Below are 12,047 nucleotides of genomic sequence, written 5' to 3' on the forward strand. Positions count from 1 at the left end.
GGGGGTCGGGTGCTGTCGTACACCCACGGGGCGACGGCAAAGCGAAGAAGAAAACGGAAGCGGCCGCGCGCGAGGAGGGAGGGGCCTCCCCCCCCCCCCCCCCCCCCCCCCCCGGCGCTGTCGGCCAGGTGCGCCACCAGCAGCTCGTGAACACGGGCGGCCAGTGAGTTGACGGTGTCGGCCATGGATCTCCCTCGGTCGTCGGTGGTGAAGATCGGCGTGGTGCGGCTACAGCATCGCCGACGACCCCCGCCGACGGCGACCGGTCCCGGACCCTCCGATTTCCCACGCCCCGTCACTTCGCCTGCCCCGGGCCTGTTCTGACGCGCTGTCATCACGGGCGACCGGGCTCGGCCCGCCTCGGCGGACGGCGTTGACGGCTAGGCCCAGGGCTGGATGGCCAGGGCCCAGATCCCCCACATCGGTACGGACACCAGCGCGGCGAGCGCGTCCCGCCGGAACCGCTTCAGCCGGCGGCCGGCCCGCTCGGTCAGCCGCCCGCGGCGCAGCGCCGACCTCGCGGTCTCGTGCGCGGCCTCGCGCATCGCGCAGAGCGCGGAGGGGAAGGCCGCCAGGGTCACGACGAGACAGCCGGTGACCGGGTTCCGGGGCAGGAACACACCGCCCACGACCACGGCGATCGTGATCAGGAACCAGGACGCGGCCTGGAAGCCCAGCAGGGAGGCGGCCCGGTCCCAGGCGGGTTCGGCCCGCCGTGTGATCCGGCCGGGCCGGGCGCGGTCGACCGCGTCCAGGGCCTCCTGCCAGTGCGCGAGGGCCGCCGCGGCCGCCGCGCGGTCCCCGCGCTCGATGACCAGCAGCGGCACGAACGCGATCAGGCGTTCGGCCCTTCGGGCGGGGCTCTTCGACGGGTGGTTCGGCGTGCTGCTCATCCCACGGCTTCCGGTTCGGCTTCGGCTGCCAGCATGATGCCGTGCCCGGCCCCCCGCCGGCCCGCCGGGGGTCAGCGGAAGGCGGGGGCGGTGCGGGCGGCCCACTGCGCGAAGGTGCGCGGCGCCCGGCCCAGGACCCGCTCGACGTCCGGGCTCGTCACGATTTCGGCGGGCAGTGGCCTGCCGAGGATGGCGAGGGTGCCCTCCACCACCGGCTCGGGCATGAAGGCCAGCATTTGGGCGCGGGCCTCGGCAGCCGACCCGTACGGGGGAACGGGCGGCGCGGGGCGGCTCCCGCGCGGTCAGGATCGGGGCATGGGCTTCCTCCTCCCGGTCCTCTTCGCGCTGTTCGCCGCGCTCAGCAACGCCCTCGCCACCGTCCTCCAGCGGCGGGCCTCGCTCACCGTGCCGCAGAGCGACGGCTTCCGGTTCGGGCTCGTCCTCGACCTGCTGCGGCGGCCGCTGTGGATCGCCGGGATCCTGGCGGTGATCGCGGCCGGGGCCGGCCAGGCCCTCGCGCTGGCCACGGGCGCGCTGGCCCTCGTACAGCCCCTGTTCGTGCTGGAGCTGCCGCTCGCCCTGCTGATCGCCTCGCTCCTGGCCCGCACTCCGCTGCCGGGCGCGCTCTGGCTCGCCGTGGCGGGGGTGGTCGCCGGGCTCGGGATCGTGCTGGTGGCCGCCGCGCCCGCCGGGAACCGGACCCACGTCCCCTTCGACCGCTGGGCCCTGGCCCTGGCCGCCTGTGCGGCGGCGGTGGCGGTACTGGCCGCCACCGGACTGCGGCGGCCGCCCGGCCGGACGCGGGCCGGATGCCTCGGCGCGGCCACCGCCGTCTGCTACGCGCTCACGGCCGCGCTGATGAAGTCCGCCGTGCACGTACTCCAGGAAGGCGGCATCGGCGCGTTCCTGACGGCCTGGGAGACGTACGCCTTCGGCGCGAGCGGCGTCTGCGCCCTGCTGCTCCTCGAACACGCCGTGCAGGGCGGCCCGCTGGTCGCCTCGCAGCCCGCACTGACCCTCGGCGACGCCGGCGTCAGCATCGCCCTGGGGGTCCTGCTGTACGAGGAGCACCTGCGGGCCCGCTGGTGGCTGCTCCCGCAGCTCCTGGGCCTCGCCCTGATCTGCGCCGGGGTGCTGGCCCTGGCCAGGACCGAGACCCCGGAGGAGCCGCCCGCGCCCCGATGAGCCGCCGCCCCGGCCGGACCGGCCGACCGTTCAAGATCCGCTAGGGTGTTCGACGTTCGCGGCGGGCTGCCACCGCCGCGGGAAGCACGCGCAGCACCCGGGGGACGAGAAGTGAGCACGACCAGGCCGCAGGCGGGGCGCCAGGAGTCCGAAGGGCCCTTCGGCGCGATGAACGAGTTCTTCCGCACCGTCATGGGCGAACACGCCCCCGGACCGGACGAGCGGCCCGACGACCGCCTCATAGGCGCCCTCCAGGTCATCCGCACGCTCCTCGGCCTGGTCGCCGCCGTGTGGATCGTCCTGGCCTACCCGCTCAGCTCGGGACGGCAGGACTTCGTCTTCGGCAAACTCGCCGAACTCGGCTTCGCCTGCGGCATCCTGCTGGTGGGCAGCATCGTCGGCATCAGCGCCTTCCTCATCGCCGGCACCCCGGACCGGCGCCGCGCCTTCGTCCGCCGCCTGGTCGGGCCGATCGTGTACATGCTCGCGCTCGCCCTGGGGCCCGCGCTGGTCTGGCTCTCCCTCACCACAGTCAGGGGTGACCTCGCGAGCGAGACCGACGTGGCGGACTTCTTCTCCGGGATCTTCGGCCGCGGCATCCTGTGCTCCCTGGTCGGCTTCATCGTCTCGGCCATCGGCTGGCTGCTCGCCCTGGTCCTGCTGATCGCCTCGATCCCGTACACGGTCCTCGCCGCCTACGTCTGCGTGGCCTCCTGCTTCCGCGCCTCGGACGTCCACCAGCTGCTCCCGGCACTGCTCTCGCCGCTGCTGGTGTGGTCGCTGTTCGCCTTCCAGCTCTTCAACGGCCCCGACGTCGCCGCGCCCCCGGAGGTGCTCTACACCTTCCTGCTCGGCGGCCCCCTCTCGGTGACCGCGCTCTCCGTCTGGGAGGTGTGGCGCCTGCGCCGCCGCTACGGGATCACCGTGCGCGGAGCGCTGGGCCGCTGACCCCACCGGCCGTCGAGCCGCCCGCCACGCAGCGTCACCCCCGCGGCCGCCCGGGACAACCGCGCCGTACGGGGCAGACGCCCCGCAGGGAGCGCACCGGCGCTCCGGGAGCGGAGGGGTGGCCATGCAGTCGACTTCTGGAGGGGCCCGGGTCCAGGACGGCGCCCCGCGTACCGGGATCGTGGTCGCGGCCCGCGCGGGACTCGCCACGCGCGGGGTCCTGTACGTCCTCGTCGGCGCCCTCGCCCTGCGCATCGCGTTCGGGGACGACGCCGGACGGCAGGCGGACCGGCAGGGCGCCCTCGCCGGGCTGGCGGGCGGCCCCCTGGGCCGGATGCTGATCTGGGCCGTCGGCACCGGCCTGGTCGGGATGACCCTGTGGAGGCTCTCGGAGGCGGCCTTCGGCGGTGCCGGGCCCGACGGGCGCAAGGCCGGCAAACGGTTCGGGGCGGCCTGCCGGGCTGTGTTCTACGCCGCGGTCGCCGCTTCCGTCATCGCCTTCGCGGCCGGGCAGGGCGGCGGCGGATCCGGCGACGAGCAGTCGCGCGACGCCACCGCGAGCGTCCTGGAATGGCCCGGCGGCCGCTGGCTGGTGGCCCTGGCGGGACTCGGCGTGGCGGTGGGCGGGGTGGTGATCGCGGTGTCGGCGGTACTCCGGAAGTTCCGCGACGACCTGGCGCCGCCCTCCCGGCCGGGATGGGTCAGCGGTGCCGTCGACGTGCTCGGCGTCGGGGGCGGCCTCGCCCGGGGCGCCCTGTTCGCGGCGGCGGGCGGCTGCGCGCTCTACGCCGCGGTGGAGTACGACCCGGGCAAGGCCAGGGGCGTCGACGACACCCTGCGCGCCTTCGCCGACACCCCGGCCGGGCCGTGGCTGCTGGTGGCGGTGGCGGCGGGCCTGGTCCTGTTCGGCCTGTTCTCGTGGGCGGCGGCCGCCTGGCAGCGGGTCTGACACCCGCCGCCGCGGCGGCCCCGCCCCGGGGCCCGCGGTCGCCCGTACGCCGCCGATCGGCTCCCCGGGCCGTGTCGCCGCGCCCGTCACCGGTCACGGCGTGCAACCGTCTCCCCATGACCGAAGGCCTGACACCTCACCTCTCCCCGGCGCGCATCACCGTCCTGGGCGTCCAACCCGGAAATCCGCCGTTCCGGATCATCGAGCTCGACGGGGAGTTCGTCGGCCGGGCGGAATCGATGACGGACGTGCTGCTGGTCGCCGCCGAGGCGGGGATCACCATCCACGACCTGGACGACCTGGACGAGGTCCGCTGGGTCGGGGGCGGCAAGTTCAACTGGACCGTGCACTGACGGGCGCGGCGGCGGACGGGCGTGAGGACTGACGGCCGCGGCGTCCGTGCGGCCGTCAGGCCCCTTCGCCGAGGACGGTACGGATCAGCGTCCGCTGGTCGTCGGACAGGCACGGGTCCTCCACGTCCAGGACCTCGCCGTCGACGGTGATGCGGTAGTGGTATCCGTCCGCCACGGACGAGACGGCCCGGTGGGCGAGCTCCTCGAGCCGTGCCGCGTCCTGCCGCCCCGCCGTGTCGAGCGCACGGAGCTTCTCGGCTCCGGTGAAGCCGCCGGTGCGGGTGACCGTGATGAGCATGACCGTTCCTCCGGTTCCTGTGTGCCGGCGCGGGTTCCGCGCGGGGCGGCGCGTCGCCGCCGTGGGCGCGCCTGCCCCCGATACCGGCCCGTTCCCCCGGTGCGGAGGGGAACGGCCGGAAAGCACCGCCGCAGGGTCAGGCGCGCGGCGTCGGGCGGCGGCCCCAGGCGGTGAGCATGCCGGGGCCGAGTTCGGCCAGGCCGGGGGAGTCCAGGTAGGCGAGGGCCTCGTCGAAGACGACCGGTTCGAGCCGGCCCGGCGCGAGGAGCTCCGTCCGCATCCGCTGCCAGGTCTCGCGCCAGAAGGCCGCGAGCGGACTGCCCGGTGTCAGGGGCGGGCAGACCAGCTCGGCGGCGACCTCGGCCAGACCGGCCGCGCGCAGGGTGTGCGGGTAGTCGAGCACGGCCGCGACGTCGGTGCCGATGGTCTCCGAGAGCGTCCGCCACATGGCGTCCAGGGTGCGCCGGTACGCGGAGCGCGCGTCGGCGGGGTCGGGCACGTCCGCCGCGTCGCTGAGGACGAGGTACCCGCCGGGCCGCAGGCGCTTGGCGAGGCGGTCGACGAGGGCCCGGCGTTCGGGGAGGTGCATCAGCACGAACCGGGCGTGGACCAGGTCGAAGGAACCGAGCTCCGCCTCGTCGTCCAGCCGGTTCAGGTCGTCGGTGAGCACCCGCAGCCGGGGTCCGGCGAGCGGCGCCAGCCGGCTGGTGTCGCGGTCCAGGGCGACGACCTCGCCGACCCCGGCCTCCTCGGCGAGCCACCGGGCGACCGTGCCCGTACCGGCACCGACCTCCAGGCAGCGCCAGCCGGGACCGACGCCGAGCGCGCGCAGCCGCTGCCGGGTGAGCGGGTCGTAGACGAGGGCGGCGTGGTCGATGCGCTCGCCCTCACCGGGCGCCTCCGGCCGGAACAGCGCCTCGCCGTACCGTCCCGCGCGTCCCGCGTCCGCCGGGCGCTCCTCGGGGGATGCTGCTGCCACCGCGACTCCTTCCGCCGGACGGCCCCGTACCGCCCGGCCTGAAGGATCGCCCGCCGGCCGCCGGGACACCGGCATTGGGCCGGTCGGCGGCGCGCCCCGGCGCCGCCCCGGCAGCACCGCGCTCAGGCGGTGGCGCGCCGCGCGGTGAGCAGCAGGTACTCCCACTCCATGACCCCGTCCCGCAGGGCGCCGGCCGCCAGGCCGGCGAGGGCCCCGTCCAGGGCCGCGGTCCGCCCGGGATCGTCGGCGATGTACCGGTAGACGGCGATCGTCGGCCCGTACGCGGCCTTGAAGAACTCCCGGAACTCCTCCGGCTCCCGGAACGCGTCCACCCGCAGCGGCCGCCGACGCGCCTCGACGCCGGTGACGCGGTCGCCGAGCAGCGTCCGTACGTGTTCCTCGTTCCCCCACAGCGGGGGCGGCTGGGCTCCCGGCGGGGGCGGCGGTGCGTACGGCTTCATGGTGGCGAACATCTGCCCGATGAAGCCCTCCGGGGTCCAGTTGAGCAGCCCGATCGTCCCGCCGGGCCGGCAGACCCGCACCAGCTCGTCGGCGGTGGGCCGGTGGTGCGGGGCGAACATGACCCCGACACAGGACATCACCGTGTCGAAGGTCGCGTCCTCGAACGGCAGCGCCTCCGCGTCCGCCTCCTGCCAGCTCAGCACGGCACCGCGCGCCTCGGCCTCCTTGCGGCCCACGGCCAGCAGCTCGGGCGTGAGGTCGCAGGCCACCACGTCGGCGCCGGCCAGCGCGGCCGGGATCGAAGCGTTGCCCGACCCCGCGGCGACGTCCAGCACCCGGTCCCCGTCCTTCACCCCGCAGGCCTCGACCAGCGCGGGCCCGAGCCCCGCCACGACCTGTGTGGCGACCGCCGGGTAATCGCCGAGCGCCCACATCGTCCGGTGCTTCTCCTTGAGCGCGCGGTCGGCCTCGCGCGCGTCCGCCGTCCCGGTCATGCCACCCGCCTCCTCGTCCGTACGGTGCCGATGGCCGTCCTCCTTCGAGCATAGGAACCCGGCGGGAGCCCGGCCCGGCGGCAGCGGGACGCGTCCGTTCGGGTGGAATCCGGGTGAAGGGACGGCGAGCCGCGGGCGCCGCCGCATCCGCAGAAACGATCGGGCCTTGGTACGACGGGCGCGTTCCCGCCCGACCGAAAGGTGCCCGCCCATGCCCTCCACCCGCAACGCGCCGGAACCGGCGGCCCCCGAACCGCCCCGGCCCCGCCGCCGCGGCCGCCTCGCGGCGCTGCTCTCCGGAGTCCTGCTGGCCGCCGTCCTGCCCCTGGCCCCCGGCGCACCCCGGGCCGAGGCGGCCGTGAACCTCGTCGAATACCCCCTCACCAACCCGAGCACCCCGGTCGGGATCACCTCCGGTCCGGACGGCAACCTGTGGTTCACCAAGGTGGCCGCCGACAAGATCGGGCGGATGAGCCCGGCCGGCACCCTCATCGCCGAGTACTCCGTGCCTCCGTTCAGCGCCCTGCACGACATCACCACGGGCCCCGACGGGAACCTCTGGTTCACCATGCAGACCTTCGACTCCAGGGTCGGGAAGATCGACACGAACGGCACGGTCACCGTCTATCCCCTGCCCGAGCAGTTCGTCGAGCCCACCGGCATCACCGCGGGCCCGGACGGCGCCCTGTGGTTCACCGAGCAGAACGCCCACCGGATCGGCCGGATCACCACGACCGGCGCCCTCACGGAGTTCCCCCTGCCCGCCGGCTCCGGCCAGCCCTCCTACATCACCACCGGCCCGGACGGGAACCTCTGGTTCACCGAGATCGGCGACAACCTGATCGGCCGCATGACCCCGTCCGGCGCCGTCACCGAATTCCCGGTCCCCGGCGGCGGCGGCCCCACCGACATCACCACCGGCCCCGACGGGAACCTCTGGTTCACCGTGTTCGGCGGCAACCGGATCGGCCGGATCACTACCTCCGGCGCGATCACCCAGTTCGACGTCCCGTCGGACGGCGCCTCGCCCCAGCCGCAGGACATCGTCGCCGGCCCGGACGACAGCCTCTGGTTCACCGAACGCAACAGCGGGCGGATCGGGCGGATCAGCACCGCGGGAGTCATCGCGGAGTTCCCGCTGCCCTCCTCGGAGCGAGGCCCCTGGGGCATCACCAAGGGTCCGGACGACAACATCTGGTTCGCCGAGACCGCCGGCTACATCGGCCGCATCGCCCTGACCGAAGCCGACCTCGCCGTCACCAAGTCCGACACGGGCTCCGACCCCGTCGTGGAGGGCCAGAACGTGACGTACACGCTCACCGCGTCCAACAACGGCCCGCAGACCGCCGAGGGCGTCGTCCTCAAGGACACCCTGCCCGCCGGACTCCAGTTCGTCTCCGCCTCCGCCGGGTGCACGGCCGCCGGTTCGACCCCCGACGTCGTGACCTGTGACATCGGCACGCTCACCGCCGGAGCGAGCGCCGCGCGGACCATCACGGCACTGGCCACGACGGAGGACGTCCTCACCGACACGGCGGCCGTGGCCGGCGCGGTCTCCGACCCGTCCCCCGCCAACGACACCGCCCAGGAGAGCACCACCGTCGACGCGACCACCTGCTTCGGCGAGCAGCCGACCATCACCGGCACTCCCGGCAACGACCTCCTCAACGGCACCCCCGGCCGCGACGTCATCCTCGCCCACGGCGGCAACGACACCGTCAACGCCGTCGCCGGCGACGACCTGGTCTGCGCCGGCCCCGGGGACGACCGCGTCACCGGCGGCCCCGGCGCGGACCGCATCGCCGGCGGCACGGGCAGCGACATCCTGCACGGCAACCCAGGTGACGACACCCTGGCCGGCGGGGAAGGCGACGACTTCCTCTTCGGCGACGTCGGCAACGACAGCCTCGACGGCGGGCCGGGCACCAACACCAACGACGGCGGCCCCGGCACCGACGTCTGCGCCAACCCCGCCACGGGCACGGGCTGCCCCTGACCCGCACGGGGTGCCGGCCCTCGCGGGAGCGCCGGCACCCCGCACGCCCTCACCCTTCGAGCAGCCGCCACGCGGCCAGCGCCAGCCCGGCCCGGTACAGCCCGGGCGTCCCGGTCAGGTCGAGGTCCAGCACCCGGCCGATCTGCTCGATCCTGCGGGCCACGCTGCTGTGGTGCAGGTGGAGCAGGTCGGCCGCCCGGCGCAGCGACCCCGTGGCGCAGTACGCGTCCAATGTCTCCAGGTCCTCGGGACTGCCCGCCAGCCGGGCCAGGGCCACCACGTCCGGGTTGCCGCGCAGGACCTCCCGCGGCACCTCCGCCAGGAGCGCCAGCGCGCCCAACGCGGCGTAGCGGACGACCGGTTCGCGCGCGGTGGCGAACCGCAGGGCGGTACGGGCCTCCCGCCACGCCACGTCGGGCCGCCCGGCGGCGCCGATGCCCGCGTACACGCCCTGCGGGAACCGGTCCGGCTCCACGGCCGCGGCCAGGACGACGCCGACCCCGGCGACCACCGCCCCCTTCACCGGCCGCCCCGGGCAGACCAGCCCGCCCACCCGGTCGAGCGGCACCGGCCCCGGCCGCACGGCGGCCACCCGGACCGGCGTACCGGCGGCGAACCCCAGCAGCCGCAGCGCCCGGGCCCTGGCCGCCTCGTCGGTCCCGGCACCGATCACCAGCTCGACGAGGGCCGGGTCCGCCATCGTGGTCCGGGCCGGCCCGTACCGTTCGACCGCGGCCGCGACGGCGATGGCCAGCCGCTCCAGGAGCACCTCGTCGAGCGGACCGGCCGGACCCGGCCGCTCCAGCCACACCGAGCCGATCTCCTCCTCGTCGAGGACCACCGCCACCGAGCCGGACACGGGCCCGTCCGGAGCCCCGTCCGGAGCCGCACCGCCGTCGGGCGAGACACGGATCGTCCGCCCCGTCCCGAACAGCCGGATCCCGGCTACGCATTCGGCCAGCCCCGCCGAGGCCCGGGCGAGCGCGGCGAGGTCCACCCGCCGGCGCATGAGCGTGTCGTAGAACGCGACGATGCGCAGGGCCCCGTCCACGTACGGATCGAGTCCCGACAGCCGTACGGCGAGTGCCTCCATGGCGCAAGCATAGGAGGCACGGCCGGGCGGCAGGGGGCGCCGATCGGCGCGCGATCGGGCCCGGATGCCCGACGGACGGCGGACGACCCGGGACCGCCCGCCCCGTGAGGATGTCCGTCATGGACCCCGAACTCGAAGCATTCGTACCCTTCTTCCCGCGGACCGACCTCGGCGACCCGGTCGCCGCCCGCAAGAGCTTCGCCGAACTGGCCTCCGCCGTACCGGCGCCCGACGCCGCGGACATGGAGGTCGAGGACCGCACCGTCGCCGCCGACCCCGACGTGCCCGTACGCGTCTACCGCCCGCACGGCGCCGAGGGCGCCGTCGTGTGGATGCACGGCGGCGGATTCACCATGGGCGACCTCGACACCGAACACCCCTGGGCCAGCCGGATAGCCGCCGGCTCCGGAGCGGTGGTGATCTCGGTGGACTACCGCCTCGCCCCCGAACACCCCTTCCCCGCCGCCCTGGACGACGCGTACGCCGTCCTCGCCTGGACCGCCGGCAACGCCGACGCCCTCGGCATCGACCCGGCCCGCATCGCGGTCGGCGGCCACAGCGCCGGCGCCAACCTCGCGGCCGCCGTCGCCCTGCGGGCCCGCGACCACCACGGACCGGCGATCCGCTTCCAGCTGCTCAACCAGCCCGGCCTCGACGACCGCCAGGACAGCTGGTCGGCCCGGAACTTCACCGACACCCCCTGGTTCTACCGCGACAAGGCCACCGCCGGCTGGCGGCACTACCTCGGCCCCGGACCCGCGACCCCGTACGCCGCGCCGGCCCGGGCGGCCGACCTGTCCGGCCTGCCCCCGGCCTACATCTCCACCGCGGAGTTCGACCCCAACCGGGACGAGGGCCTCGACTACGGGCTGCGCCTGCTCCGGGCGGGCGTACCGGTCGAGATCCACCAGTGGCCCGGCACCTTCCACGGCTCGCAGGCCATCCTGTCCGCCGAGGTCTCCCAGCGCCAGAACGCCGAACTCGGCGCCGTCCTGCGCCGCGCCCTCGCCGGCTGAACCACCCGCCACCTCCCGAAAGGAGCACCACCGTGCCGACCCGACCGAAGAAGCTCCGCCTCGCCCTGTGCGCGGGCGTCGCCCTGCTCGCCACAGCCGGCGCCGTACCCGCGGCGGCCGCCCCCGCCCCGCCCGCGACCACCCCCGCGGAGCTGCGGGCCGCCATGGACGCCGTCCACCGGGCCGGCGTCCCCGGGGTGTACGGCGAGGTGCGCGTCGCCGGCCGGACCTGGCGCGGCGCCTCCGGGGTCGCCGACGTCACGACCGGCCGCCCCGCCACCGCGGACCTGCGCCACCGCGTCGGCAGCGTCACCAAGACCTTCACCGCCGTCGCCGTCATGCAGCAGGTCGAGCGCGGCCGGATCCGCCTCGACGACCCGATCGGCGACCACCTCCCCGACCTGGTGCCGGGGGAGCGCGGCAGGAAGATCACCGTCCGGATGCTCCTCAACCACACCAGCGGCCTCCCCGACTACATCCCCTACGCCTTCCCGTCCCTCCGGACCGGCTCGCCCGCCAGCCTCGACGACAACCGCTTCCGGCACTTCCGCCCCGCCGAACTGATCGCACTGGGCCTCGCGGCACCGCCCGCCGGCGAGCCCGGCGCCCCGACGGGCACGTACTCCAACACCAACTACCTGCTGCTCGGCGAACTCCTGGAACGGGTCACCGGCAGCCCGGCGCAGGAGTACATCACCCGCGACGTGATCCGGCGCGCCGGCCTGCGGCACACCGGATTCCCGTCCGGCCCGGAGATCGAAGGCCCCCACTCCCTCATGTACGAGGCCGCGTTCGGCCTCCTCGACCCGCCGCGCGACTACAGCGTCTACGACATGTCCTGGGCCGGGACGGGCGCCGCCCTGGTGTCGACCATGGCGGACCTCAACCGCTTCTACGCCCGCCTCCTCGACGGCAGGATCGTCAGCCGCGCCTCCCTGGAGCAGATGCAGCGCACCATCCCCGTCGTCCGCGACCTGGACGGCACGGCCACGACCATCCAGTACGGCCTGGGCCTCCACAAGGTCACCGTCCCGGACTGCGGCACCTTCTGGGGCCACGACGGCTCGGTCTGGGGAGCCGGGACCCTCTCCCTGACCCGCGCCGACGGCAGGCGCCAGATGTCCGTGGCCGTCAACCTCCAGCGCTGGAGCCCCCCGGACCCCGCCGGCGGCCGGCCGCCGCACCCCGTCGACGCCGCCCTGACCGGGCTGTACGGCGAAGCGATGTGCGACGGCACGGACACCGGCGGACCGCAGAGCTCCTAGCAGGTGTGCCGGGGGGGGGGGGGGGGGGGGGGGGGGGGGGGGGGGGGGGGGGGGGGGGGGAGGCAGAAGGGGGGGGAGGGGGGGGGGCAGGGAAAAGAAGCAAAGGAAGAGGAAAG

Annotated in this window: 12 protein-coding genes and 1 pseudogene; 7 read left to right on the forward strand and 6 right to left on the reverse strand. The window is 75.3% G+C overall.

Annotation, left to right across the window (positions count from 1 at the left end; translation table 11 throughout):
- Nucleotides 1–380: 380 nt before the first annotated feature.
- Both AC07A6_RS39585 and AC07A6_RS39590 read right to left on the reverse strand, forming a co-directional pair.
- A complete protein-coding gene (locus tag AC07A6_RS39585) occupies nucleotides 381–893 on the reverse strand; it encodes a hypothetical protein (protein WP_478780333.1) in 513 nt (170 codons plus the stop codon).
- Nucleotides 894–964: 71 nt separating this feature from the next.
- Nucleotides 965–1,144 (reverse strand): annotated as a pseudogene (locus AC07A6_RS39590) (NmrA family transcriptional regulator); the annotation flags it as partial.
- A 64-nt stretch (nucleotides 1,145–1,208) separates the two neighbouring features.
- Here AC07A6_RS39590 and AC07A6_RS39595 point away from each other — a divergent pair.
- From AC07A6_RS39595 to AC07A6_RS39610, 4 genes are all read left to right on the forward strand, one after another.
- Nucleotides 1,209–2,078 (forward strand): DMT family transporter, encoded by an 870-nt coding sequence (locus AC07A6_RS39595; protein WP_478780334.1) that lies wholly within the window; start codon nucleotides 1,209–1,211, stop codon nucleotides 2,076–2,078.
- 111 nt (nucleotides 2,079–2,189) lie between these two features.
- Nucleotides 2,190–3,026, forward strand: a complete 837-nt coding sequence (locus AC07A6_RS39600) for a hypothetical protein (protein ID WP_478780335.1) — start codon at nucleotides 2,190–2,192, stop codon at nucleotides 3,024–3,026.
- 124 nt (nucleotides 3,027–3,150) lie between these two features.
- On the forward strand, nucleotides 3,151–3,975 hold the full coding sequence (locus AC07A6_RS39605; protein ID WP_478780336.1) for a DUF1206 domain-containing protein: 825 nt from the start codon (nucleotides 3,151–3,153) through the stop codon (nucleotides 3,973–3,975).
- A gap of 116 nt (nucleotides 3,976–4,091) precedes the next feature.
- Nucleotides 4,092–4,328, forward strand: a complete 237-nt coding sequence (locus AC07A6_RS39610; protein WP_362471119.1) for a hypothetical protein — start codon at nucleotides 4,092–4,094, stop codon at nucleotides 4,326–4,328.
- A 55-nt stretch (nucleotides 4,329–4,383) separates the two neighbouring features.
- On the opposite strand, the gene AC07A6_RS39615 is transcribed toward AC07A6_RS39610, so the two are convergent.
- The 3 genes from AC07A6_RS39615 to AC07A6_RS39625 form a co-directional block, all read right to left on the reverse strand.
- Complete coding sequence (locus AC07A6_RS39615) at nucleotides 4,384–4,626, reverse strand: protealysin inhibitor emfourin (RefSeq protein WP_362471116.1); 243 nt, start codon at nucleotides 4,624–4,626, stop codon at nucleotides 4,384–4,386.
- Nucleotides 4,627–4,762: 136 nt separating this feature from the next.
- Nucleotides 4,763–5,605 (reverse strand): class I SAM-dependent methyltransferase, encoded by an 843-nt coding sequence (locus tag AC07A6_RS39620; protein ID WP_478780337.1) that lies wholly within the window; start codon nucleotides 5,603–5,605, stop codon nucleotides 4,763–4,765.
- A 122-nt stretch (nucleotides 5,606–5,727) separates the two neighbouring features.
- Nucleotides 5,728–6,561, reverse strand: coding sequence for a class I SAM-dependent methyltransferase (locus tag AC07A6_RS39625; protein ID WP_362471110.1), 834 nt, complete (start codon nucleotides 6,559–6,561; stop codon nucleotides 5,728–5,730).
- A 211-nt stretch (nucleotides 6,562–6,772) separates the two neighbouring features.
- Here AC07A6_RS39625 and AC07A6_RS39630 point away from each other — a divergent pair, with 211 nt between their 5' ends.
- Entirely contained in the window at nucleotides 6,773–8,557 is a 1,785-nt protein-coding gene (locus AC07A6_RS39630; RefSeq protein WP_478780338.1) for a virginiamycin B lyase family protein, read from the forward strand.
- Between the two features lie 49 nt (nucleotides 8,558–8,606).
- Here the strand turns inward: AC07A6_RS39630 and AC07A6_RS39635 are convergent, their stop codons facing one another.
- A complete protein-coding gene (locus tag AC07A6_RS39635; protein WP_478780339.1) occupies nucleotides 8,607–9,650 on the reverse strand; it encodes a helix-turn-helix domain-containing protein in 1,044 nt (347 codons plus the stop codon).
- A 119-nt stretch (nucleotides 9,651–9,769) separates the two neighbouring features.
- On the opposite strand from AC07A6_RS39635, the gene AC07A6_RS39640 reads away from it, so the two are divergent.
- The gene (locus AC07A6_RS39640) at nucleotides 9,770–10,666 is read left to right on the forward strand and encodes an alpha/beta hydrolase (protein ID WP_478780340.1); all 897 of its coding nucleotides are present in this window, start codon (nucleotides 9,770–9,772) and stop codon (nucleotides 10,664–10,666) included.
- Nucleotides 10,667–10,818: 152 nt separating this feature from the next.
- Entirely contained in the window at nucleotides 10,819–11,931 is a 1,113-nt protein-coding gene (locus tag AC07A6_RS39645) for a serine hydrolase domain-containing protein (protein ID WP_478780341.1), read from the forward strand.
- The last annotated feature ends 116 nt before the right edge of the window (nucleotides 11,932–12,047 follow it).

The organism is Streptomyces sp. NPDC044002 (assembly GCF_056434525.1).

Coding starts and splice junctions, on each gene's coding strand:
- AC07A6_RS39585 (WP_478780333.1), bottom strand. CDS start 893: ATGAGCAGCACGCCGAACCACCCGTCGAAGAGCCCCGCCCGAAGGGCC.
- AC07A6_RS39595 (WP_478780334.1), top strand. CDS start 1,209: ATGGGCTTCCTCCTCCCGGTCCTCTTCGCGCTGTTCGCCGCGCTCAGC.
- AC07A6_RS39605 (WP_478780336.1), top strand. CDS start 3,151: ATGCAGTCGACTTCTGGAGGGGCCCGGGTCCAGGACGGCGCCCCGCGT.
- AC07A6_RS39610 (WP_362471119.1), top strand. CDS start 4,092: ATGACCGAAGGCCTGACACCTCACCTCTCCCCGGCGCGCATCACCGTC.
- AC07A6_RS39615 (WP_362471116.1), bottom strand. CDS start 4,626: ATGCTCATCACGGTCACCCGCACCGGCGGCTTCACCGGAGCCGAGAAG.
- AC07A6_RS39625 (WP_362471110.1), bottom strand. CDS start 6,561: ATGACCGGGACGGCGGACGCGCGCGAGGCCGACCGCGCGCTCAAGGAG.
- AC07A6_RS39630 (WP_478780338.1), top strand. CDS start 6,773: ATGCCCTCCACCCGCAACGCGCCGGAACCGGCGGCCCCCGAACCGCCC.
- AC07A6_RS39635 (WP_478780339.1), bottom strand. CDS start 9,650: ATGGAGGCACTCGCCGTACGGCTGTCGGGACTCGATCCGTACGTGGAC.
- AC07A6_RS39640 (WP_478780340.1), top strand. CDS start 9,770: ATGGACCCCGAACTCGAAGCATTCGTACCCTTCTTCCCGCGGACCGAC.